At 70.8% G+C, this 20,847-nt stretch carries 18 protein-coding genes; 1 reads left to right on the top strand and 17 read right to left on the bottom strand.

Going from position 1 to position 20,847, the window contains the following annotated elements; all coding sequences use genetic code 11:
* Positions 1 to 5: 5 nt before the first annotated feature.
* The 4 genes from casB to IF19_RS0133090 form a co-directional block, all read right to left on the bottom strand.
* A complete protein-coding gene (gene casB / locus IF19_RS0133105) occupies positions 6 to 716 on the bottom strand; it encodes a type I-E CRISPR-associated protein Cse2/CasB (protein WP_030115282.1) in 711 nt (236 codons plus the stop codon).
* Between the two features lie 47 nt (positions 717 to 763).
* On the bottom strand, positions 764 to 2,356 hold the full coding sequence (gene casA, locus IF19_RS0133100) for a type I-E CRISPR-associated protein Cse1/CasA (RefSeq protein ID WP_030115281.1): 1,593 nt from the start codon (positions 2,354 to 2,356) through the stop codon (positions 764 to 766).
* Positions 2,357 to 2,421: 65 nt separating this feature from the next.
* A complete protein-coding gene (locus IF19_RS0133095) occupies positions 2,422 to 5,145 on the bottom strand; it encodes a CRISPR-associated endonuclease Cas3'' (protein ID WP_030278089.1) in 2,724 nt (907 codons plus the stop codon).
* Positions 5,146 to 5,749: 604 nt separating this feature from the next.
* Entirely contained in the window at positions 5,750 to 7,408 is a 1,659-nt protein-coding gene (locus IF19_RS0133090) for a hypothetical protein (protein WP_030278090.1), read from the bottom strand.
* A 732-nt stretch (positions 7,409 to 8,140) separates the two neighbouring features.
* Between IF19_RS0133090 and IF19_RS0133080 the strand changes: the two genes are divergently transcribed.
* The gene (locus IF19_RS0133080) at positions 8,141 to 8,893 is read left to right on the top strand and encodes a dienelactone hydrolase family protein (RefSeq protein WP_030115275.1); all 753 of its coding nucleotides are present in this window, start codon (positions 8,141 to 8,143) and stop codon (positions 8,891 to 8,893) included.
* A 163-nt stretch (positions 8,894 to 9,056) separates the two neighbouring features.
* Here the strand turns inward: IF19_RS0133080 and IF19_RS0133075 are convergent, their stop codons facing one another.
* The 13 genes from IF19_RS0133075 to cpaB all read right to left on the bottom strand — a co-directional run bounded on the left by IF19_RS0133075 (position 9,057) and on the right by cpaB (position 20,619).
* Entirely contained in the window at positions 9,057 to 9,695 is a 639-nt protein-coding gene (locus tag IF19_RS0133075) for an OmpA family protein (RefSeq protein ID WP_030115274.1), read from the bottom strand.
* 8 nt (positions 9,696 to 9,703) lie between these two features.
* Complete coding sequence (locus tag IF19_RS0133070; RefSeq protein ID WP_030115273.1) at positions 9,704 to 10,315, bottom strand: hypothetical protein; 612 nt, start codon at positions 10,313 to 10,315, stop codon at positions 9,704 to 9,706.
* Positions 10,316 to 10,349: 34 nt separating this feature from the next.
* Positions 10,350 to 10,958 (bottom strand): pilus assembly protein TadG-related protein, encoded by a 609-nt coding sequence (locus IF19_RS0133065; protein ID WP_030115272.1) that lies wholly within the window; start codon positions 10,956 to 10,958, stop codon positions 10,350 to 10,352.
* Positions 10,958 to 11,188, bottom strand: a complete 231-nt coding sequence (locus IF19_RS0133060) for a hypothetical protein (protein ID WP_030115271.1) — start codon at positions 11,186 to 11,188, stop codon at positions 10,958 to 10,960. The genes IF19_RS0133065 and IF19_RS0133060 overlap by 1 nt, the downstream gene beginning before the upstream one ends.
* Positions 11,189 to 11,392: 204 nt before the next feature.
* Positions 11,393 to 12,478, bottom strand: coding sequence for a response regulator transcription factor (locus IF19_RS0133055; protein ID WP_030115270.1), 1,086 nt, complete (start codon positions 12,476 to 12,478; stop codon positions 11,393 to 11,395).
* A gap of 27 nt (positions 12,479 to 12,505) precedes the next feature.
* On the bottom strand, positions 12,506 to 14,092 hold the full coding sequence (locus IF19_RS0133050; RefSeq protein ID WP_239589851.1) for a sensor histidine kinase: 1,587 nt from the start codon (positions 14,090 to 14,092) through the stop codon (positions 12,506 to 12,508).
* A gap of 226 nt (positions 14,093 to 14,318) precedes the next feature.
* Positions 14,319 to 15,206: a DUF5936 domain-containing protein gene (locus IF19_RS0133045; RefSeq protein WP_030115268.1), complete on the bottom strand. Its 888-nt coding sequence runs from the start codon at positions 15,204 to 15,206 to the stop codon at positions 14,319 to 14,321.
* 21 nt (positions 15,207 to 15,227) lie between these two features.
* Positions 15,228 to 16,172: a type II secretion system F family protein gene (locus IF19_RS0133040; protein ID WP_030115267.1), complete on the bottom strand. Its 945-nt coding sequence runs from the start codon at positions 16,170 to 16,172 to the stop codon at positions 15,228 to 15,230.
* Between the two features lie 10 nt (positions 16,173 to 16,182).
* A complete protein-coding gene (locus IF19_RS0133035; protein ID WP_030115266.1) occupies positions 16,183 to 17,520 on the bottom strand; it encodes a TadA family conjugal transfer-associated ATPase in 1,338 nt (445 codons plus the stop codon).
* Between the two features lie 72 nt (positions 17,521 to 17,592).
* On the bottom strand, positions 17,593 to 17,913 hold the full coding sequence (locus IF19_RS0133030; protein ID WP_030115265.1) for a TadE/TadG family type IV pilus assembly protein: 321 nt from the start codon (positions 17,911 to 17,913) through the stop codon (positions 17,593 to 17,595).
* Between the two features lie 236 nt (positions 17,914 to 18,149).
* The gene (locus tag IF19_RS0133025; protein ID WP_030115264.1) at positions 18,150 to 18,587 is read right to left on the bottom strand and encodes a TadE/TadG family type IV pilus assembly protein; all 438 of its coding nucleotides are present in this window, start codon (positions 18,585 to 18,587) and stop codon (positions 18,150 to 18,152) included.
* A gap of 3 nt (positions 18,588 to 18,590) precedes the next feature.
* Entirely contained in the window at positions 18,591 to 19,904 is a 1,314-nt protein-coding gene (locus tag IF19_RS0133020) for a CpaE/TadZ family protein (protein WP_030115263.1), read from the bottom strand.
* A gap of 7 nt (positions 19,905 to 19,911) precedes the next feature.
* Positions 19,912 to 20,619 carry a Flp pilus assembly protein CpaB gene (gene cpaB / locus IF19_RS0133015; protein WP_030115262.1) on the bottom strand — a complete coding sequence of 236 codons (708 nt, stop codon included), beginning with the start codon at positions 20,617 to 20,619 and terminating at the stop codon, positions 19,912 to 19,914.
* Positions 20,620 to 20,847: the final 228 nt, after the last annotated feature.

Genomic DNA, 20,847 nt, shown 5'->3' with positions numbered 1-20,847 from the left:
AGGGGTCAGCCCTGGTCGACACGGGCGGTGATCCGGTAGAAGTCCTGCAGCCAGCGGCGGCTGATACGTCCTGACCGGTGGGGCCAGTCCACGAGGTCTGCCAGCAACTGCCCCCAGTCGATGGGGGTTCCGGTGGCGCGGACCTGGTTCACCGCGGCGGGCAGGTGCAGGTGGATGCCGCGGACACTCTGCCGCGTCAGGAGATTGACGCGGCTCTCCGCGGCGCTCAACCGCATGGAGGCGCCCTTCGCGGTGACGGCTTGCCCCAGGGCGGCGCCGAACGAGGTGCCGTACGGGGTGGAATCCGGCCGTCCCACGTCCGAGGAGCCGTCTTCCGGAGCGGCGACTTCCGGTGGGGCGGTTCCCTCGGCCGATCCCCCGCTCTGCTGCGGGGCCCGCTCGTCCTGTTCGGCCGCGGTGTCCTCGTCGTCCTCCCGGTCGAGCGCGAAGGCGTGCCGGGGCTGGGCGGCGATCAGTGAGGCCACCGTGTAGTGGGCCTGCGCTGTTCTGTCATCGCACTGCTCCGGCAACCGCGTTGTCAGCAGCCGGTGCATGGGGCGGGCGCGCGGGTGGTCCAGATCACGGCGCAACCCCGCACGCAGGGCCGCACGGCTTCCGGGGTCCCTGCGGCACAAGCGCTCGATGTCCCGGACGAAATCGGCGTACGAGGCGCGCCTTCCCCGGCGCTTGCCCGCTTCAGGTGCTTGAGAGGTCACGGCCTGTCCTCGGATCGGTGGGCGGCGGTCACGATCTTCTCGGCCGCTCATTTCTTCTTCCGTCGCTTCATCGCCTTGTACGGGTCCTTCAGGGCGCCCAGGATGATCGCCTTCGCGCTGGTGACGGCCTTCGCCCCCCGTGGTGTGCGCGTGACGGAGTCGGTCACCTCCTCGTAGGCATCGAGCGCGTGCCGCCCGAAGGCCCGGCATGCCGCATCGAAATCGAAGCCGGAATCCACCACACCCTCGGCGCGGGACAGCTTCCGGAACCTGGACCAGAACTCGCCCTCCGCTGCCGGCCAGTACCGCGCCGCTGACGCGTCCAGCCAGGCCCCGGGTTTGTTCTTCTTGTCATCCGTGAACTTCAGCCAGGCCTCCCCCGTGGCCTGCTCCAACCGGCTTCCGAAGAGCTCACCGAGTTCCCGCAGCAGCCGAACGGGCAGATCACTGCTCACCACGTCTTCCTCCACGCGGGAGAGCAGGGCCGGGGTGGAGGAGTCGACGTACTGGTAGTTGGCCGACTCGCTGGAGTCCTGTTCGAAACCGAGTGCCCGTACCCGCAGGTACTCGCTGACGTCGAAGGCGTGGTCCATGACCTTCGGCTGAATGGGGCTCTCGTCGTCCAACTGCTTCAGCAGAAGAGCGTCGATGTCCCGCCAGAGAGAGCGGGAGGAACGTGCCGGCCGGGGGAAGGTCGTTCCGTTCTTGCCGATGTCCCAGATCAGGTAATCGTCTTCCGGCCTGATCCTCTTGGCGTCATAGGCCCAGGTGATGTAGGCGTCAGCGGTGTGTTCACCGTCCTCGGCGGGGACCAGGTACAGCGCGTGCTGTGAACAGGCGGTGAGCCGCGAGCAGGGCCCCTGCGGTTCGGGCATCGGTTCCAGCGGGTCGGGGAGTTCGTCGCGCTCCCACGGACACAGATCCGACAGCCGGCTGACGTCGCCGTCCGGTGGAGTCAGGCCCGCCAACAGGGTCAGGAAGAGGTTGTCGCACTCCGGGTGGTACGACAACGCGGCCCGCAGCGGCGACGCCTTCGCGTAGTGGTGGCTCACCCGGCCGACCGCGCGTCGCGAGAGGGCGCCGGGAGCTCCCCAGTAGTGCCAGGTCAGCAGGGACAGCGCGGACTGCGACAGGTGGGGGAGCAGGAACCGGTCCTGGCTCCAGTGCCCGAACCAGGAGTGGTTGTTGCCCGCCGACCGGCTCATGACGAGCTTGTTGACCCCGGCGGTCCGGCTCTTGTCGCACTGGTCGGGAAGTCGGGGGTCCTGGAGCCAGGGACGTTCGCGGTCGAACAGATCGAACCGGTGGGTCCACCGGTCGAAGTAGCCGGCGATACCGGCCGTGCGGCCGCCGGGAAGTTCGATGCTCCGCTCAGGAAAACCCTGTTCGAGGATTTCCTCCCGCCGGTCCCCCCAGCTCCCGGGGCCGGCCTCGTCCAAAGCGGTGATCCGGGCGGTGAGCGCGTACAGCACACGCAGCAGCGCCGAGTGGGCCGGGGCCTCCGGAATCAGCAGCGTACGAATGTCCCGGGCATGCAGGAACAGATTTCTGAGGCCTACCTGCGACGGCCCGGACTTACCCTCCACCCATGCGACGGGAATCCATGGCTGCTCGATCAGATTGGACACAGGCGTAGCCACGCCCCTCCCCCCGTGGTCGGACTTCTCCAGGATGGTAAACGGGGCTTGAGGAGAACCGTGGGCGTTTACGTCAACTGCTGCACGGTAAGGCCGTGTTCACCCATGCAGAATCGATGCGTCGGACTGGTGTGCACCCATCTGCCGCCTTCCTGTTTCAGATTCAACCGAAGGATGTTCTTCAGGGCGGCTGTGCCGCGCCAGGTGCTGTTGGCATCGCCCTCCACGCCCTCGACGAGTCGCTTCGGTACCGGAATGAGGTAGGGGACCAGCAGGCCGGGCTTCGGCTTCTCCCTGGGGGCGCACGCGAATCTCCGTTCCCGGACGCCGTCCTCCAGGAGGTGCACCGTGTTCCCCGGCTTTCCGTACGGATACAGACAGACCACCTGCACCATGTCCTCACCGAGCACGGAGGTGACCAGCCCGGGCTCCATGCCGGTGTGGTCACGGCTCAACAGACCGAGGTCACCGTCGAGTTCGCACGGTCCGGGTACGGCCAGCCATCGGGCGGTGCCGTCGGCTCTGCGTTCACGGACCACGCGCTGGTTGTCGAGCTGTCGGAGCTCACGCGCCGCGGGCCCCTCCAGCCCGTCGGCGAACTCCGCGGCATACACCTCGTCCAGCAGACGGGGCAGTTCCTCCGGAAGGGTGACCGTCCTGCCGGTTCCCAGAAGCATGTCGGTCCGCCGGACCAGCGCGGCGTCGTCCAGCTCCGACACGCAGTCGCCCCGGAGCACCACCAGGCTCGGCCGATCACCCTCGCCCTGCCCGGCACGGGCCAGCAAGGCCGCGAGCGGCGCCGGCCCGGACAGGACGAGATCGAAGTGCAGCCCCCGAACGTGTTCCAGCATCGGAGTCGTCACGAGCACGGAGGCGCCGGAGACCCTGCCCGCCGGGGCGTAGGTCTTCCCGCAGGCGGCCAGACGCTGCCATCTGTCCTTGTTGTGCATCTGTTCATGGATCAGAGTGACGGAGAGGCCGGGAAAGTCCTGTGTGAGCTGGTGGAAGGTGCGGACGGCTTCCGCGGGCGTCGGCCGGTAGACGGCCGCCCTCCCGTTGCCGGCCGCGACGATCGGCACGAGAGCCGCCCGGATCTCGGCTTCCGGGGCGCCCTCGGCCACGGTGATGCCGAGCACGCCGGTGCGAGCCGGCTCGGCCGGCTTCCGGGGAAGGTGCACGCCGCCGGCCCGGGCGTCCACGAACGACCACCCCGGCGAGGGGCGCGGCTGCATGACCGGCTCCCGGCCGCCTCCCGCGCCCCGGTGATAGGCCGCGAGCATCGCGTCCACCGAGGTGTCCGCAGCCGTCGCGGCCAGGACGACCGGGATGCGCAACGCCGCTGCCCACTCCAGGAACCGCAGCATCAGCCGCTGTCCCCAGGCGCCGCGGGCATGGGCTTCGTCCACCACGACGACTTTGCCGGAGAGAGCGAAGAGCCGCATGGCGTTGTGCTTCACCGGCATGACGGCCTGCAGGAGTTCGTCCACCGTCCCCGTGCCCAGCGCGGCCAGGAGTGCGCGGTGATGGGAGTTGAGCCAGCTGTTCGCAGTCGGGGCCCATTCCTCGCCGGGTTCCGGGCTGATTCCGTCGCTCGCGTGGGCGCGCGCCCACTCCTCAGTGGATTCCGCCGGCTTCAGCCGGGAGGAGCTGTGGAGCAGCAGCGACTTCCAGGGGCCGGTCAGCGCCTGCCGGGCGAAGGCGTGCACCTGCGCCATGTGGCTGTCAGCCGCTGAACCGGTCGGCAGCGCGTAGAAGAGGCCGCGCGCCTCTGCCGCATGCCCGAGGACGGCTGCCGCGCGAAGGGCCGCTTCCGTACGGTCCTCCGACGGCGGAGCCGTCACGACCACCAGCCCCGGGCCGTGCTCGGCCACCATGTCGGGCACGTGGCCGGCCATGCTCTCCAGGAGACCGGTCTGACCCGGGTGCGGAGCGGGCTCCGGCAGCCGCGCGAAGCCGGTCCCGAGCAGGTCCGTCTGCCGCAACAGGCGGGGAGCGGCGGCGCGCGCCACCTGCCAGTAGGCGTCCAGGTCGTCAGGGGCGCCTGCCCACGTCGCCTCCCGGAGCCGGGCCCGGATCTCCCCTTCCGTACTGGCCAGCCAGTCCGACAAGATCACCAGCCCGGTCAGGACGACGGCGGCTCCCGGTGTCATCCGGCCTTGCGGAACCACCGTCCCGCCGACCACTCTGCGCACCTCATCAGCGTGGGCCCGGCGCTGCCGCTCCCAGTCCCCCGCGCCCAGACCGGGGTGACGCGCCACAGGGCACCGCGAGTCCTTGCCGTGGACCACCGGGTGGAAGCGGCCGCCGTGTCCGCCGAGCAGCTGCGCCACCGCGTGGCTGAGCCGGGTCTGCGGACGGCGTTTCGACGACGGGTAGCCCATCTCCTCGAAGTACCCGACCAGCCACCAGTGCGCCGCCGCTTCGTGCGACTGCTGGTCCTGCTCGGCACCGGCGCCGAATGCGTACCCCGGCTCACTCCTCAGCTCCTCGGTCAGCAGCCTCTTGTCCGCCGTTTTCGGCCCGTTCCGGTGCAGTTGGAACGGAACGCTGATCTTTCCGATGTCGTGCAACCCCGCCCAGAACGCCACCAGCGCCCGCGCCTGGTCTTCCGATACCCGCAGCGCCTTCGTCACCATGCTCCGCTGGTGCGCGGTCAGCAGTTCGTCCCAGACGACCTCGGCGACGGCCGCCGTGTCCAGCAGGTGGCAGATCAGAGGATGCGTACGGTTCGAACCGGAGGGGTCCTCGCCCAGCCCGGTGGATTTGCCCCAGAGGCGGGAGTCCAGAAACACGGTTCTCCTTGTCACACGTTCCCCACGGGCTTGTCGCGCGTTCGGCACGGGTGCCTGTCCGAAGACCTCGGCGGAACGGTCGGCTCGCACCGCTTCATCACTCCGCAGTCTGCCGTGAAGACGAGCGCGGGGGGAATGTGGCCGATATCGGGAAACCAAGTGCCGCTTCCCGTACAGTACTTATTGCTGCACGCCTCTCTGGGAGGTGCGCGGAACCCCGTTGGCTTCTCCAGCTGCCATCACGTTGAGATGAACGCACGACCCTCGCGAGGGATGTGGCGCACCCTCAACTCTGAATGGTCGCCGTGGAGAAACAATGTCTCGGTTCCTGCGGAAGTTCGTTCTGCGACGCGAGGTGCTTCTTGAGGTATCACGTGTGGCGGTCAGTACGGTAATCCGTTTCCTGATCAACGAACTCGTCAGCTGGCTCTTTTGAGCCCATGGTGACGGATCCCAGAGGTCCGTCACCTCCTTGCGTGGTAACGCTGGTTCGAAGAGTCCCGGAGACGCCGCAGTAACCCGACAGCCCCGGGCCGGTCGTCGAACCGGCGGCCAGAGCTGTCGGACACGTCGGCGTCCGGGCAGCCACCGAAGGCTCCGGCTCTCACATCAGCGGGCAGCTGAAGGGGAGGACGCGCTCCGACAGGCTGCCCGCGAGGAGGCCGTCGGAGATCTCCGCCTCCTCCAGCCAGCCCGTCGCGGTCATCCGGTCCACGAGGGCGGGCAGTTCGTCGGGGGTGACGGCGCACCAGGTGGCGAGGGGGTCCAGGTCGATGCCCTCGCCCTCGGGGCCCAACTGCGCGTCCACCGAGACCTGCGTGGCCAGGGCGAGGGCGAGCAGCCGTGCGTCGGCCCCGGACTTGGTCTTGCGCAGCTTCTTCTCCCCGACGACGCGCTGGGCCCAACCGCTGAGCCGGGGGCGCATCTTGCGTCCGAACGTGAACGGGCCGGGGTCGTCATCGGTGGGGATCAGCGACGGCACGCTGATCCGGGTGGGACTCTCCGGGCGGGAGTCCATCAGTTCCTCGACCGTGCCGGAGAGCTCCAGCCAGCCGCACTCGACCAGTTGGCCCACCAGGTGCTCGGGCTCCGGCAGGGGCAGCCCCCTGATGTCCTGCCCGACGAGGTTGCCGACGCCGGACTGCGCGGTCCGCAGCGTCAGCATCAGCGTCAGCAGGCGCGCCTCCGGGCCGGGCAGCGGCACGTGGGCGGCCACGTACGCGAGGACGGCCCGCGCGTGGTCCCACTGCGCCTGGGCGGTCAACAGGCGTGCCACGGCGGGCCCGTCGCCGTCCGGCGCCTGGCCACTGCGGTGCAGGTGCTGGAGCCGCGCGGCGTCGGCGGCCTGCTCGGCGCGCTGCGCGTCGAGGCGCAGCCCCGTGTCGAGAGTGACCTCGTACCAGGCGTGGAACGCCTCCGCCTTGCGGTCGTGAAGCTCGGCGAGGAGCGCGAGGTCGGGTTCGTCGCGCTGCTGGTAGGCGCGGAAGAGCTCGCCGAGCTCGGTGAGTTCGTCCCGGAGGGAGACGGGACGGAGGTCGTGCGGGACGAAGCGCTGGGCGATCCTCCCCCTCGGCGGTCGCCGGCGCGCCGGCCGCGGCGGTCGGGCGGCCCGTGCCGGGCGTGGGGACGGTACGTCGTACGCGGCGGCGGCCGGTCCGGGGGCGCTGTGCGAGAAGTGCGGGGCGAAGGCCGGAGCGCCCGGTGCGGCGCCCTCGGTGACCTGAAAGGGGTCGGCCGCCGGGGCGGGCCGGCCGCCGCGGGGCCCGGGGCCGGCAGCGGCCTGCCTGTCCTCGGCCGACCCGTCGGGCGCCTGCCTGCCGGGGGCGGTCCTGGCCGGGGGCGGCGCGGTGGCGACGACCTTCGCGGTGGGGTGGGCGGCGGCACAGCGCGAGCAGCACTCCATGACTTGCCACCAGCGGCCCTCCCGGTCCGCGACGACGGCCAGCACGACCGCGCCCCCGCACCGCCAGGGGGCGGCGGGGCGCTCGCGCGGTCCGGTGGGGCGGATGTGGGTGTGGCACTCCGCGGCCCGGCAGGCGCAGTACGCCTCCGGGCGGGGGGCCGGGCCCGTGCGCAGGTGGGCCTTGAGGTGCTCGACCGCGGCCGTACGGCCGACGGCGGCGGAGGGCAGGGTCTGCGCGGCGCAGCCCGGCCGACTGCACGAGAGGCGTACGTCAGCGCGCCCGCGGCCGGCGGGGTCGAGCCGGACCGTCCAGGTGCGCCCGGTCACCCGCTCGTTCGTCGCCTGGGTCTCCATACCCATCACGCCCTCCTCGACGACGGCTCGCCCGCACACCCGGCCACCGCGCCCGTCACCGGCGCCGCCGCCCGGCCGGCCCGCCCGGCCCGGCCGACGACCGGGGACACCGGCGCCCCGGGGGCCGTGTACCCGCCGGTATCGGTCCCCCTTCCGCTGCGCTCGAAACGCTCGGTCACGCACGACGGGCCCACCGTGTCTCCTCCGTATGAGATGTGCTGAATGATCCGTGAGATGCGCTGCATGAGATGCGCTGATCCACAACGCCAACGATGGTCCGCTGTTCGAGTGACGGGTGCGTGCGGGATGTGGCCGATTTCCGTCGCGGTGGGGGCGGGTGGCGGGGTCGGGTGCGGGGGTGGGGGCGCCCTGTCGTCGAGTCGGTGAAACCGCGGACGACGGTGCGTGGTTCGCGATGTGTGCTTCGTGCCTCGCGGTGCGTGGTTCGCGGTGTGTGCTCGTGCTTCGCGGTGTGTGGTTCGTGTCTCGCGGTGCGTGGTTCTCGCTGCGTTATTCGTTGTTCTCGGTGCGTGGTGGGTGATTCGCGGTTCGTAATGCGCCGCTGAGAAATCGTTGGTGGCGCGCGACGGGTGCTGCTAGCCTCCCGAAGGCCGTGCGAGAGAACGAGGAGGTGGTACCCGTGAACGCAGTATCGACGTGGGTGCTCCCCTCCGGGGTCACGGTCGGGCGATAGGTCGTCCGGGAGCGCCGTTCTGTGCACTCCTGAAAGGCACGACCATGCAGATCACCTCCGAGCAGCGCCATGACGACGGCGTCCTCGAACGCGCATTCACTCTCGGCGAGACTCCCGGCACCCTCTGGACACCCGGGGAGAACGTCGGATCCAGGCCGCTGCCCCTGGTCCTGATGTCCCACAACAACGGTCTGCCGATGGCGGATCCCCGGCTGACGGCCCGGGCCCGCTACACGGCGGCGCGCGGGTACGCGGTGGCCACCATCGACGCCGCCGACTGCGGGGACCGCCCGCGTACCGCCGCCCACGAGCGGGCCCGCGCCGACCTGCGGCGGGCGATGGAGGCGGGAGAACCGGTCGACGAGCTGTTCGAGTCGCTGGTCGGCCCGATGGTCGAGAACGCGGTCCCGGAATGGCTGGCCGTGCTCGACGCCCTCCTCGCGCTCCCCGGAATCCACGGACCCGTCGGATACTCCGGCGGCTGGGCCGCCCTCGGCATCGGGCTGGCCGCGGTCGAGCCGCGCATCGTGGCCGCGGGCTTCTTCGCCGGTGGCTACGTACCGCGTGCCCAACGGGAGGAGGCCCGGCGCCTCACCATCCCGCTGCTGTTCCTGCTGCAGTGGGACGACACGGGGAACCCCCGGCAGCGGGCCCTGGACCTGTTCGACTCCTTCGGCGGCGAGCAGAAGACGCTGCACGCCAATGTGGGCGGGCACACCGGCACTCCGTGGTTCGAGCTGGAGGACGGGTGCCGGTTCCTGGACCGCCACCTGAAGAAGGGCGGGGCCGCGGCCTGAGGACACGGCAGGGGTGGGGCCGGACAGATTTTCCTGCCCGGCCCCACCCCTCGCTGCCGTTACGCGCCGGGCCGGGCCTGCCCGACGGGGCAGGCCCGGACCGGCTCGCGGAGAACCGGCCGCTTTCGGCTCGGTTGCCTACCGGCCCACCGCCCGGGGCCGGTCAGGAACCGCCGCGCGGGAAGGAGACCTCCACGCGGCGGTTCTTCTTCCGGCCTTCCTCGTCGCTGTTGCTGGCGATCGGGTACTGCTCGCCGTAGCCCCGGATCTCGTACGTGATCGTCGGGCCGAGCTCCTTCGACAGGACCCCGTGCACGGCGTCGGCCCGCTGCTTGGAGAGCACGTCGCCGTGGGCCGCCGACCCGAGGTCGTCGGTGAAGCCGAAGACCCGGACCTTGGTCGCGTTCTGCTTCTTGATCTCCGCGGCGATGCCGGCGATCCGCGCGTTGGCCTCCGAGCCGAGCTTCGCGCTGTCTTTGCCGAAGAGGACTTCGGCCTGGAGCGCGAACTTGATGTCGGCGTTGCTGTCCTCGCGACGCTCCTCGCCCCCGAGGTCCTCGACGACCTGGACGATGTCGAGGACCTTGGCTGGTCCGAGGGCTCCTCCTTCGGGCATCTTGAGATCCGAGTCGTTGGGGTCCACCTCGACGGGCGGGACCGACTGCGCCTCGGTTCCTGGTGGAACGCTGGGACTGTCGTCAGCCAGGGCAGGCGTTGCCCCGAACAATGTCAGGCTCGCAACGACCAGAACGGAGGCAGCCGACAGGCCTGTCAGCTTCGATCGCGTGCGTGTGTACGTCATGTCGGCCGTCACCCGGAGATCTTCAGAGAAGTCGTTCCGAAGGTGGGAAGGGTGAAGTCGACCTCGGTCGTGGTACTTGGAGGCGCCGGAAACTGCATGAAGACAGGTGTGGATTTACCTGCCAGCAAAGGGGGGATGCCTGTGGTGCAGAGGCATCGGCTCTCCGTGTCCCGCAGAACGTAGTAGCGCTTCTTCCCCACCTTGTCCACCAAAGTGGCTCCAGCGACCGAGTTCGGGTTCTTGGCGGCGAGTGAGGTCTCGGAACCGACCCAGGCAATGCTATTCCGGGTCTGATCACTGTCGTTGGTAATGGTCCCCTGAACAGTGACGAAACCACCTGAATCACGCTTCGCCTGGTGAACTACAAGCGTCAGGCCATCACCACGCGCCTCGGCCAATCTCGCTTCCGGATCGACCTCTTCGCCAGCTGCGGTATCCATCGGCGGCTCGCCCTTGCCCTCTGCCGTGGGGCTGGCCTGGGCAGACGGTGCGCTGGAACCTTCCTTACCGGGCTCGTCGCCCCCGTCGCTGCCACAGCCGGCGAGCGCGAGAGCCAGGGCAGCCGTCATGCTGACAGCCGCCATGGCCCTTCTGGTCGTCGTGGTCCGCCGCATGCTCATGGTCCGATTCCTCTGCTTGTCGTTCGCTTCGCTGTCACTGGTCGACCAACCGCACATCGAAAAGAGTCCTGCTCACGCTCTCCCACGGTGGGGGGCTGGCGGGCACGATCTCAAGAATCTCGCCGTTCCGGCACGTGAAGATGAAGAGGTCCTGGACGCCGTCGCTGTTGGCGTCCACGGCCTTCGGGTTGGGGCAGCGGAATTCGATGAGCGCGGTGGCCTTGGCCTTGGCCCTTTGGCTGTTCGATCCGGGGATCACGGGTGAGTCGACAGGCTTGCGGCCCTCGACTTCCACGGTGATACGGTCGCGCAGGAACCCGTAGGTCGGATAGCAGAGCTGTTTGTCCGCGTCGTTGGCTGAGGCCAGTCGCTGTGCCTCGGAGCAGGGCGCGACGAAGGGCGCGGCAAGAAAGGTGTCCAGCAAGTTGCCGGGCAGCGAGGCGTAGAACCCCGGGCCGAAGTTGGTGCGCGCCTGCTGGGCGGCGGCCAGCGCGGCGGCGTCTGCGGCTCCCTGCGAACCGTTGCGGAGAGCCGATGCCTTGCCGACGGCAAAGAAGGCCAACGCAAGGAAGAGCAGGCCCGCCACCATCATCATGTAGATGGGGAAAGCCTGCCCTCCGTCGCCGTGAAAGCGACGAGACATCACTGAGTCGTGATGGACGTCACCAGGCCCTTGATGCGCTCCGAGATCGCACCGCCGATGCCCGTCGCCACGATCGCCCCGATGATCGCCACGACCACCAGAATGATCCCCAGGTACTCGAACGCCGTCTGTCCCCGGTCCTTCGCCGCGTAGCGCTTCTGGATGGCGCTGACGGCGGTGTTGGCCCAGCCGTTGACGCGGACGGCGGTCTTCAGGGTGATGTCCGACATGGTGTTCCCCTCCGGGTTCGGCCGACCGGTTGCCGGCCGACTCGCACGTTCCTGCGCTGTCGTACCCGGTACCGGCTTCCTCCCGGCCGGTGCCGTCGACGACGTGAGAAACATAGAGGGCGGCCGTCGTCGTCCCGGAGGGCCCGTGGGCCCATTCTCGGGCCCAAAGCGCAACCTGGGCCCCGATGTTGCGCGTTCGTCGCATCATGGCCGCCGCCCGGGGTCGCGGGGTGCGGTGCCGAGCCAGTGGGCGATGGCCTCGCTGCGGGTGGCGCTGTGGAGCTTCGTGAAGATGCGGTTGATGTGGTTCTTGACCGTCTTCTCGCTGATGAAGCAGGTGGCGGCGATCTGCTGATTACTCATTCCGGACGCAATCAGGTCCATGACCTCCACCTCCCGCGAACTCAGCCTGTAATGCTGCCTGTTGGGGGCATCCGACAACCCCCCGGACTGAGAAGACTGTCCCACAGCGGGTTGCAGGTGCGAAAGGCTTTCCGCATGTTGGCGGGATCGCTGCCGTGTGCTCCCGGATGCGGGAGCCGGCGCTTCCGGCGCTGCGGGTGGCGCTGTCGGTGCCGTCAGTGCGGAGCCCACGCCCTCGGGGAGGGGGGCGCGTTCGGGGACCACGCCCTGGCGCATGTGGGCCAGCAGGGCGTCCGCCGCCGTGGCCGTGAAGTGGGCACGGCCGTCCTTCGTGTCCCGTACCGCCTGGACCAGTTGGTCCGCAGTGAACTCGCCGTGCACCAGATAGCCGCCGGCGCCGAGCCGTAGCGACTCGTGGACGATCTCGCTCTCGCGGCTGTACGTCAGCATCAGCACGGGTGCGATGCCGGCCACGTGCGGCAGCGCCGATATGCCGTCCACGCCCGGCATCCGGACGTCGAGCAGGACCACGTCGGGGCGGTGCCGCAGCGTCTTCTCGTACGCCTCGCGGCCGTCCGCCGCCTCCGCCACCACCTGGATGTCGGCCCGGCCCGAGAGCAGGACGCCGAGCCCCGCCCGGACCACCGGGTTGTCGTCCGCGACCACCACCCGCAGGCGGGCCGGGGCGGGAACGGGCGGGGGTGGGGGGAAGGGGGACGCGGAGGCCGTGGGATCGTCGGGCGCCGCGTACGGGTCCTGCGGGTACGGCAGCGGTGTCTGGATCGCAGGGTGCTGGAACCCGTCGGGCCCGGGGTGTCCGGCGGAGCCGGGGGCCTGGGCGAGCGGTGCGGGGGGCGACGGGCGCTGGGCGGCGGGGTGCGGGGCCGCCCCGTAGTGGTGCTGCGCGGGGAATACGTCGTCCGGCATGCTGCGACCTCCTCTCGGAGTCGGGTGTTACGGGTGGGGGGTCGGGGCGTTCTCAGGGGTCGTGGCAGGAGCGGAACCAGGGGCCGGTACGGGCCCGGGGGCCGCCTGTACGGGGGCGGAACCAGGGTCAGGGGCAGAGAGCGGCGTGGGAGCCGTGGCGGGCGCGGCATCGCCGGCCGAAGCGGTAGCGGTAGCGGTAGCGGACACGAACGCGGCGGCGGGGCCCTGGGGCGTCCCCTGGCCGCCGTCCGCCTCCCGTGTCGAAGGCGGTGCAGCCTGCCGGACCGGGTAGGGCGACTCCGCGCCCTCCCCCGCCGCCCCGCTTCCCAGCGCCGCCAACGGCAGTTCCACGCGGACCTCCGTGCCCTTCTCCGCCCGGCCCCTGCCGATCCGGATGCGGGCCCCGATGGAGGCGGCCCGTTCCACCATGCCGACCAGGCCGAAGTGGCCCGCCCGGCGCAGACCTTCCAGGGTCGTGCCGGCGGGCAGGCCGCGGCCGTCGTCGTACACGCTGACGCGGAGCATGTCGCCCTTCACACCCGCGAGGACGATCAGGTACGTCGGGTCGGCATGGCGGTGGGCGTTCTCCAGGGCCTCGCAGGCGACGGTGACCAGTTGGCGGGCCACCGCCTGCGGGACCGGGGGCACCGGGGTCTGTTCGGAGAGGCGGCGGAACGTGGCCGTGACCGGGTGGCGGGCGGTGAAGTCCTGGGCCTGGGACGCCAGTTCGCCGATCAGGTCCACGCCTCCCTCCAGGCCCTGCTCCCGGCGCAGGTCGCTGAGCAGTTCGCGGGACTCGGCGGCGGCCCGGCGGGCGGCGCGGGCGACCAGTTCGGCCTGGAGTCTGACGGTCGGCGGGTCCATCCGGCCCGCGGAGCCCGCCAGCCCGTCGGCTGCCAGCGCCAGGCCGTGCAGGGTCTTCGCGACCGAGTCGTGCATCTCCCGTGCCAGCCGGGTGCGTTCGCCCTCCACCGCCTCGCTCACCGCCAGCCGCGCCCGTGCCTCGGTGAGCGCCTGGGTGGCCGTGCCGAAGCGCAGGAGCAGGTTGCGCAGGGTGACCCCGACCGCCCCGGCGATCACGCAGAAGCCCGGGAGCAGCAGGGCCGTGGTCCCGGCCGCCTCCAGCTTCGGGACGGTGGCGTACACCCCGACGACGATGACCACCTGGAGGGCGGCGAAGACCGCGGCGCCGCGCCAGCCGTGGACCAGGCCCGCCAGCAGCGGTGTGCAGACGGTGACGTACGCGAGGGTCGACTCGGGTGTCGCCGTGATCAGCAGCAGGGCGCCGAACAGTGCGTCGACCGCCAGGAGCCAGGGGTGGCGCAGGAGGATCGGGCCGAAGCGTTCCCAGTCCCGGAACAGGACGTACGAGCCCATGAAGGTGACCAGGACCGCCGAGCCGATGAACCAGGTGGGCAGGCCGGGCGCCGTATGGCTGATGGCCGTGGGGGTCGCGATCGCGATCATCGCCAGCCGGAAGCCGAAGACCTGGCGGCACATCGCCTGGAGCGCGTTGATCTGGATGGCGAGGGCCGGGCGGGCCGGGGTCCCGGCGTGGGCGCGGGTCAGGTCCGCGGCCGGCTCGGGGGGAGCCTCGCCGATCTGGTATGCCATGTGCCTGTCACCTCCGTCCTCACATCCCCATGCCGCCACGCCCGCACGGCCTCACATCTCCGGGCCGCCACGCCCGCACGGCCTCACGTCCCCATGTCGCCACGTCCGCATGTCGTCGCCACAGCAGCACCTCCGCGCGCCCTCACGGCGTCATGCGCGTCGCCCGGGCGCTCCTCCTCCACCTCCTCCTCAGTTCCCGTCGTCCCCATCCCGCTCCCCGTTCATGTCATCCGCCCGTGAGGAACGAGAAGTCGACGTCCGCGCCGTACACGAAGCCGACGGTGAGAAGAACGAGCGTGCCGGGCAGGAGGAACGTGGTCACCGCGAACGTGGCCTTCGGGACCGCCCTGGCAGCCTTGCGGCGGGCGTTCTGGGCGTCGGTGCGGCGCATGTCGTTGGCGATCTGGATGAGCGTCTCGACGATCGGCGCGCCCAGTTCCTCGCCCTGCTGAAGCGTGGTGACGAACATGGCCACCTGCTCGGAGTCGTTGCGTCTGCGCAGTTCCTCGAACGCCTGGCGGCGGCTGACGCCCATGTCCATCTGCCGCAGGGTGATGCGCAGTTCGTCGGACCAGGGACCCTCGTACTTCTCCGCGACGCGGTCCAGCGCCTGCCGGAAGCCGAGTCCGGCGGAGACGACGACGGCGAGGACGTCCAGGAAGTCCGGGAGCGTGCGTTCGATGTGCTCGCGGCGGACGCGGATGGCCGACCAGATGCCCGCCTCGACCCAGAAGAGGCCGAAAGCGATCATCAGGAGGGCCAGGAAGAGCTGGCCGCGGAGCAGCATCGAGAACGCCCCCAGCAGGCCCAGCGCCCCGTAGACCGCGCGGCGGGCGGCGTAGCGGTCGATGGTGAGGCCGCCGGGGTTGCCCGCCAGGTCGATCTGGCGGCGCTTCTTGTTGACGGCCTTGGGGCCCATCATCCGCAGGACCATGGGGGCCCACCGGATGCCGAGGCGGTCGATGCCGGAGCCGACCGCGCCGGTGCGGGTGGCCCCGGACTCCAGGGCCACGGCGAGGTCCCCGGGCAGCTTCGCGTCGGCCCGGTACATCCGGATGCCGTGGATGGCCCCGTACACGGCGAGTCCCGCGACCAGGGCGAGCAGCAGGTCCATGGCGCATCTCCTCCCAGCTCGTCAGACGTCGATACGGGACATGCGGCGGATCACGATGAACCCGATCGCGTAGAGGACGATGGAGACCACGACGGCCGCCTGTCCGATGAACGCGCCCGTCATCCGGTCCAGGGCGCCGGGCATGACCGCGTTCATCAGGAGCATCGCGCCGACGCCGAAAATGGGTACGGCGTAGGCGGTGACGGTGACCTGGGAGAGCTGGGTCTTGACCTCGCGGCGGGTCTCCTTGCGCTCCTCCAGCGTCTCGGTGAGGTTGCGCAGGGAGCTGACGACCGTACCGCCGGCCCGGTTGGAGAGCACCAACGTCGTGACCAGGACCACCAGTTCGCGGGAGGGAAGCCGGTCGGTGAGTTCGCTCAGCGCGTCCTCCAGGGGCTCTCCGACCGCCAGTCTCCGCGCCACGCGCGACAGTTCCTCGCCGGCCGGGTTCTCCAGCTCCTCGGCCGCCATGGACAGCGAGGTGCGCAGGGCGAGTCCGGCCTGGGTGGCGTTGGCGAGAATGCGGGAGAGTTCGGGGAGTTGGTTGATAAAGCGCTCGGTGCGCTTGATCCGCTGCCAGTTGAGGAACGCGTTGGTGGCCCAGAGGCCGATCAGCGCGGCGACCGGGCCGAAGAACGCGGCCAGCAGGGAGGAGGCGATCATCCAGAGCCCGGCCATCGCGACGAGCGCGTAGACGAAGAACTCACCGGGCGTGATGTCCATGCCGGTCGCGGCGAGCTTCAGCTCCAGCTTCCGGCCGAGCGCGGTGGCGCGCAGCCTGCGGTCGATCCCCTTGAAGCGGCGTACGCGGCCCGGCTCGGGGATCTGCCCGACGTGGGAGAGCCGTTCCACGAGGGCGTCGCGGTCGGCCTTGCCGCCGGAGTACGAGTACAGGCCCATCACGCCGAGCACGCAGCACAGCAGTGTGACGCCGACGGTGACCAGGGGGAGGTTGACGTTGTCCATGGCTCGGTACCTAGTTGGCCTCTCGGGTGGCGAGCTGGTCGGCGGAGTGGGCCACGCCGAACGCCTGCGGGATCGGCTGGCTGGCCAGGTAGAGGCGCTCGGCGAGCCTCCGGGGCAGCGGGAGGTACTGGAATTCGCCGTGGATCCGGCCGTCGGGGGACATGGGCCGCGCGTTGAAGCGGGCCACCGTGACGATGCGGTACGGGTCGCGGCCGTGGCTGTCCAGGACGGCGATCTCGGTGATCTTCCTGGTTCCGTCGGCGTGCCGGGTGAGCTGGACGATGACGTCGACGGCGCTGTTGATCTGGTCGTGCAGCGCCTCGAAGGGGATCTCGACCTCCGACATCGAGGCGAGGGTCTGCAGGCGCATCAGCGCGTCCTCGGCGCTGTTGGCGTGGACGGTGGCCAGCGATCCGTCGTGGCCGGTGGACATCGCCTGGAGCATGTCGAGGGACTCGCCGCCTCGGACCTCACCGACGACGATGCGGTCGGGGCGCATACGCAGGGAGTTGCGGACCAGGTCGCGGATGGTGATCTGGCCCTTGCCCTCGACGTTCGCCGGGCGGGACTCCAGCCGGATCACATGGCTCTGCTGGAGCTGGAGTTCGGCGGAGTCCTCGATGGTGACGATGCGCTCGACGTTGGGGATCAGCCCGGAGAGCGCGTTGAGCAGGGTGGTCTTGCCGGTGCCGGTGGCCCCCGAGACGATGATGTTGAGCTTGGCCTGGACGAGACCGGCGAGCAGGACCAGCATCTGTTCGTCCAGCGAGCCGAAGCCGATCATCTCGTGGAGCGTGAAGGAGCGCGGGAAGCGGCGGATGGTGAGCGTCGCGCCGGTCAGCGAGAGCGGCGGGATGATCACGTTGACGCGCTCGCCGCTGGGCAGGCGGGCGTCGACCATGGGGTTCGACTCGTCGACCCGCCGGTTGACGGTCGAGACGATGCGCTCGATGGTCTGCATCAGCTGCTCGTGGGAGCCGAAGCGCATGGGGAGCTGTTCGACCCTGCCGTTGCGTTCGACGAAGATCTGGTCGGGTCCGTTGACCATGATCTCGGTGATGGACGCGTCCTCCAGGAGCGGTTCCAGGATGCCGAGGCCGAGCGCCTCGTCGACGACGCGGCGGATCAGCTGCGACCGCTCCACGGTGGAGAGGACCGGGCCCTCGCGGCTGATGATGTGGCCGAGGACGCGTTCCAGCCGGGCCCGCCGGTCGGCGGCGGCCAGCGAGGACATCTCCGCGAGGTCGATCTCCTCCAGCAGCTTGGCCCGGTAGGTGGCCACCAGGTGGCCGTCCTCCCGCGCCCCGCCCTGCTCCTCGGGAGCGGTCATGCGTGCCCGCAGGCTCATCTGCGTAACTCTCCTCGGTGTCGCGGTCGGTGCTGGTCCGGTGGGTGCGTGCGGTGCTCGGCCCGCCGGGTGCTACTCGCGGGGCATGGTAGAGCTGCGGGTGGCCTCCCAGTCGTCCAGCCCGGGGACGATGGAGGGGACCTTGAGGCTGACCGTGACGGTCACGTCGGCGCCGCCGCCCTCGCTGTACTCGAAGCCGCCCTTCTTCACCCAGCCGCTGACCGCGCCCCGGGCCGCCGATTCGCCGCTCGCGTACGCGTCGTAGCTGGCCGCCGTACGGGCTCCGGCGCGCGCCGCCGTGCCCGCCTGGGCGGCGGCGTACGCGGCGATGCCGAGCTGGATGGCCGCCACCGCGACGAGGAGCAGCAGGGGCAGGAAGCCGAGGTACTCCATGGCGACCTGGCCCCGGTCGCGGCGGTACGCGGACCGGTCCGGTCGGCGCGCCGGCCGGTGGCGGCGGTACGCGGACGGCTCGCGGCGGAGGGCGGGGCCGACCGGGGGGCACGCGGACCGCTCGCGGCGGTGCGCGGACCGGCCGCGGAGGCGCGCCGGCCGCTCGCGGCGGCTCGGCACGGTGTCGTCGGGGCGGGGCCCGGGGCGCGGGCGCGTGCTCCGGTGCGGGTGTGTCGTCACCATGCCGGCTCCTCCTCCATCGGTGATCCGGCCTCGCCCTCGACCGGGACGTCGAGGTCGAACAGGCCCGGCACCAGCACCGGGACCTTCAGCCTGACCGTGGCCTCGTACAGGACGCCGCCGCTGCGGCAGGTGACCACGGCGTTCTTCGCCCAGGCGGCGGGAAGGTCCTTCTTCGCCCCCTCCTGGCAGGCCGCCCACGAACCGAACTCCGCCCCGCTGCCCTTGCGCGCGCCCACGTCGGCCGCGTTGCCCGCCAGGCTGAAGGTGTAGCCGATCAGCGCGCACTCCCAGAGCACGAGCATGATCAGGATGATGAAGGGGGTCATGCCCAGGAACTCGACCGCGGTCTGCCCCCGGTCCCGGTCCCGGCGTTCACGTAGGGCGGTGATCCGCCCCCGTATGCCGCTTGCTGCCGTCCTCGTGGTGGTCATCGCTCAACGTGTCCCCTCGGAGTCGCCGAGCCCGCGGCCGGAGCCGTCGCGCCGGCGGCGCGGACGTCCGATCGAGCCCCGGTCGTTCGTGAAGCCGCCGCTGTTCCGCTTGACCAGGGCGGTGCCGCTCTTCTTCGCCGCGGCGCTCTCCTTGACGATGCCCAGCTCGCCGGCCAGGCTCCAGAGCGCCTGCTTGACCGTGCTCTTGGCATCCAGTTCGTGCAGTCGGCCGGAGTCGATCGACGCCTGCAGTTCCTTGAAGTTGGCGGGGACCGCCGCCGAGGCGACCCGGGTGCCGGTGATCTTCTGGATCAGCGGCGGCTGGATCTCGGTGTTGCGGGTGTGGCGGTTGACCAGGGTCACGGTCTCCTCCGCCTTGCGGATCTGGAGCCGTTCCCACATCCGTACGATGCGTTTCGCGCCGCGCACCGCGACCACGTCCGGGGTGGTGACCAGCAGCGCCACGTCCGCCATCTCGATAGCCGCCGCGTTGGCCCCGTTCATCTGGCTGCCGCAGTCGATGACGACGATCTCGTAGCGGGTGCGGAGCGCGCTGACGATCTGGCGGGCCGAGCGGTCGCTGACCTCCTCGCCGCGTTCGCCCTCGCCGGGGGCGAGCAGCAGCGCGAGACCGGTCGTGTGCGAGAAGACCGCGTCGGCCAGCACCCGGGGCGAGATGTCGGTGATCAGGGCGAGGTCCACGAGGGAGCGCCGGAACTGGACGTCGAGGAACGAGGCGATGTCCCCGGTCTGGAGGTCCATGTCCACCAGCGCCACCGTGTTGCCGGACGCCTGGGCGGCCAGCGCGAGCTGGATGGCGGCGACGGTCGCGCCAACGCCGCCCTTGGCACCGGTGACCGTGACGACCGTGCCGCCGGGGCCGGTGAACTCCTGCCTCCCGGACGTGAGATGGCGGCGGACGCCGGCGGACCACTGGGCGGCCGCCTGGACCCGGTTGGCCAGTTCCTCGTAGCTCAGCGGCAGGCTGACCAGGCCGCGCGCCCCGGAGTCCATGGCGTCCGCGAACAGGTTCGGGCTGGCGTCCATCGTGATCATGACGACCCCGACGGAGGGGAACCGCAGCGACACCTCCCGGATCAGTTCCAGGGCCGGCACCGGGCCGATCCGCTCGTGGACCAGCACCACCTCCGGCAGTTCGTCGAGTGCCTCGCCCGCGAGCCGGGCCAGGGTGTCGATGAGCTGGGTGGAGTCGCCGACCGGGGTGGCCGGTTCGGCGTCGGGCAACTGGCTGAGCAGGGTGGTGACGGAGCGGGCCGCGTCGGGGTCGCCGACGGCGGGGAGGATTCTCGTGGTCATCCCGGCCTCACTTGTCCTTGTCGAGCGTGTAGGTGCGGTCGCCCGGGCGGATGGTGCCGTCGCTGCCGGGGGCGACGAGCGCGAGGCGCACGTGCTCCGCGAACGACTCGGCGTACGCGACGCGTTGGGTGTCCAGCGTGTTCAGGGCGAAGGTGATCGGCACGGCCTCGGTGGCCCCGGTGCCGCGGTCGTCGGCGCGCGGGTTGAGGGCGGTCAGCGCACCGACGTCCAGCACCTTGGCGTTGGCGACGATGACCTTGGACTGGGCGGCCTCGCCCTGCTGTTCGCCGGCGAACGTGGCGTAGATGTTGACCGTCGCGCCCGGGGTGATCTTCCCGGCGACACCGGTGGAGGCGTCGATCATGATGGCGATCTCCTGCTCTCCCGCGCGGAGTTCGGGTTTGCGGACCATCATGTCGGACTGCAGGAGCGAGCCCGAGCGGAGTTCGGTGACGGCGATCTTCGACTCGATCTCGCGCAGGTCGGTCACGGCGTTCGCGGAGAGCCACCGTTCGGGCATCGAGATCTTCTCGAACTGGCGGCTGTTGAGCGCGGTGTACGGAGCCACATTGGTCTTCAGCCGGTACGCCGTCACCTCGGGACCGACCTTCGAGTTGACGTCGCTGATCACCGAGAGCACGCCGGCGAAGGCCGCGAAGGCGCACAGGACCGACAGGAGCAGGAGTATCACGCCGCGGCGCTGGCGGGAGTTCATGGTCCGGACAACCTCGTTCGAATCGGATGCGTGGGGCGGGCGGCGGACGGTGAGGCGGAGCCGGGGAGCGCCGGGGCGGGGCGGGTGGTGACGCGCTCGTACGGGCGGCGGCCGCGCGGCGCCGCGGGAGGGGACGGCGGTACGCGGCCCCCGGGCGGGACTCCGCGGGGCGGGGCCGGACGGGGCGGGCGGTGGGGGACGTCGGGGGCGGTGGCCCGGGGCGGGAGG

This window comes from Streptomyces californicus, from assembly GCF_000717645.1.
GTDB lineage: Bacteria > Actinomycetota > Actinomycetes > Streptomycetales > Streptomycetaceae > Streptomyces > Streptomyces californicus.
Note: the sequence above shows the minus strand (reverse complement) of the source record. Positions and strands in the feature narration are given on the sequence as shown.

Excerpts from the sequence above, each read along its gene's own strand:
- IF19_RS0133040 (WP_030115267.1), bottom strand. The coding sequence starts at position 16,172 with ATGGACAACGTCAACCTCCCCCTGGTCACCGTCGGCGTCACACTGCTG.
- IF19_RS0133080 (WP_030115275.1), top strand. The coding sequence starts at position 8,141 with ATGCAGATCACCTCCGAGCAGCGCCATGACGACGGCGTCCTCGAACGC.
- IF19_RS0133030 (WP_030115265.1), bottom strand. The coding sequence starts at position 17,913 with ATGGAGTACCTCGGCTTCCTGCCCCTGCTGCTCCTCGTCGCGGTGGCG.
- IF19_RS0133025 (WP_030115264.1), bottom strand. The coding sequence starts at position 18,587 with ATGACCACCACGAGGACGGCAGCAAGCGGCATACGGGGGCGGATCACC.
- IF19_RS0133045 (WP_030115268.1), bottom strand. The coding sequence starts at position 15,206 with ATGGACCTGCTGCTCGCCCTGGTCGCGGGACTCGCCGTGTACGGGGCC.
- IF19_RS0133090 (WP_030278090.1), bottom strand. The coding sequence starts at position 7,408 with ATGGGTATGGAGACCCAGGCGACGAACGAGCGGGTGACCGGGCGCACC.
- IF19_RS0133020 (WP_030115263.1), bottom strand. The coding sequence starts at position 19,904 with ATGACCACGAGAATCCTCCCCGCCGTCGGCGACCCCGACGCGGCCCGC.
- IF19_RS0133055 (WP_030115270.1), bottom strand. The coding sequence starts at position 12,478 with ATGCCGGACGACGTATTCCCCGCGCAGCACCACTACGGGGCGGCCCCG.
- cpaB (WP_030115262.1), bottom strand. The coding sequence starts at position 20,619 with ATGAACTCCCGCCAGCGCCGCGGCGTGATACTCCTGCTCCTGTCGGTC.
- IF19_RS0133075 (WP_030115274.1), bottom strand. The coding sequence starts at position 9,695 with ATGACGTACACACGCACGCGATCGAAGCTGACAGGCCTGTCGGCTGCC.
- IF19_RS0133050 (WP_239589851.1), bottom strand. The coding sequence starts at position 14,092 with ATGGCATACCAGATCGGCGAGGCTCCCCCCGAGCCGGCCGCGGACCTG.
- IF19_RS0133060 (WP_030115271.1), bottom strand. The coding sequence starts at position 11,188 with ATGTCGGACATCACCCTGAAGACCGCCGTCCGCGTCAACGGCTGGGCC.
- IF19_RS0133070 (WP_030115273.1), bottom strand. The coding sequence starts at position 10,315 with ATGAGCATGCGGCGGACCACGACGACCAGAAGGGCCATGGCGGCTGTC.
- IF19_RS0133065 (WP_030115272.1), bottom strand. The coding sequence starts at position 10,958 with ATGTCTCGTCGCTTTCACGGCGACGGAGGGCAGGCTTTCCCCATCTAC.
- IF19_RS0133035 (WP_030115266.1), bottom strand. The coding sequence starts at position 17,520 with ATGAGCCTGCGGGCACGCATGACCGCTCCCGAGGAGCAGGGCGGGGCG.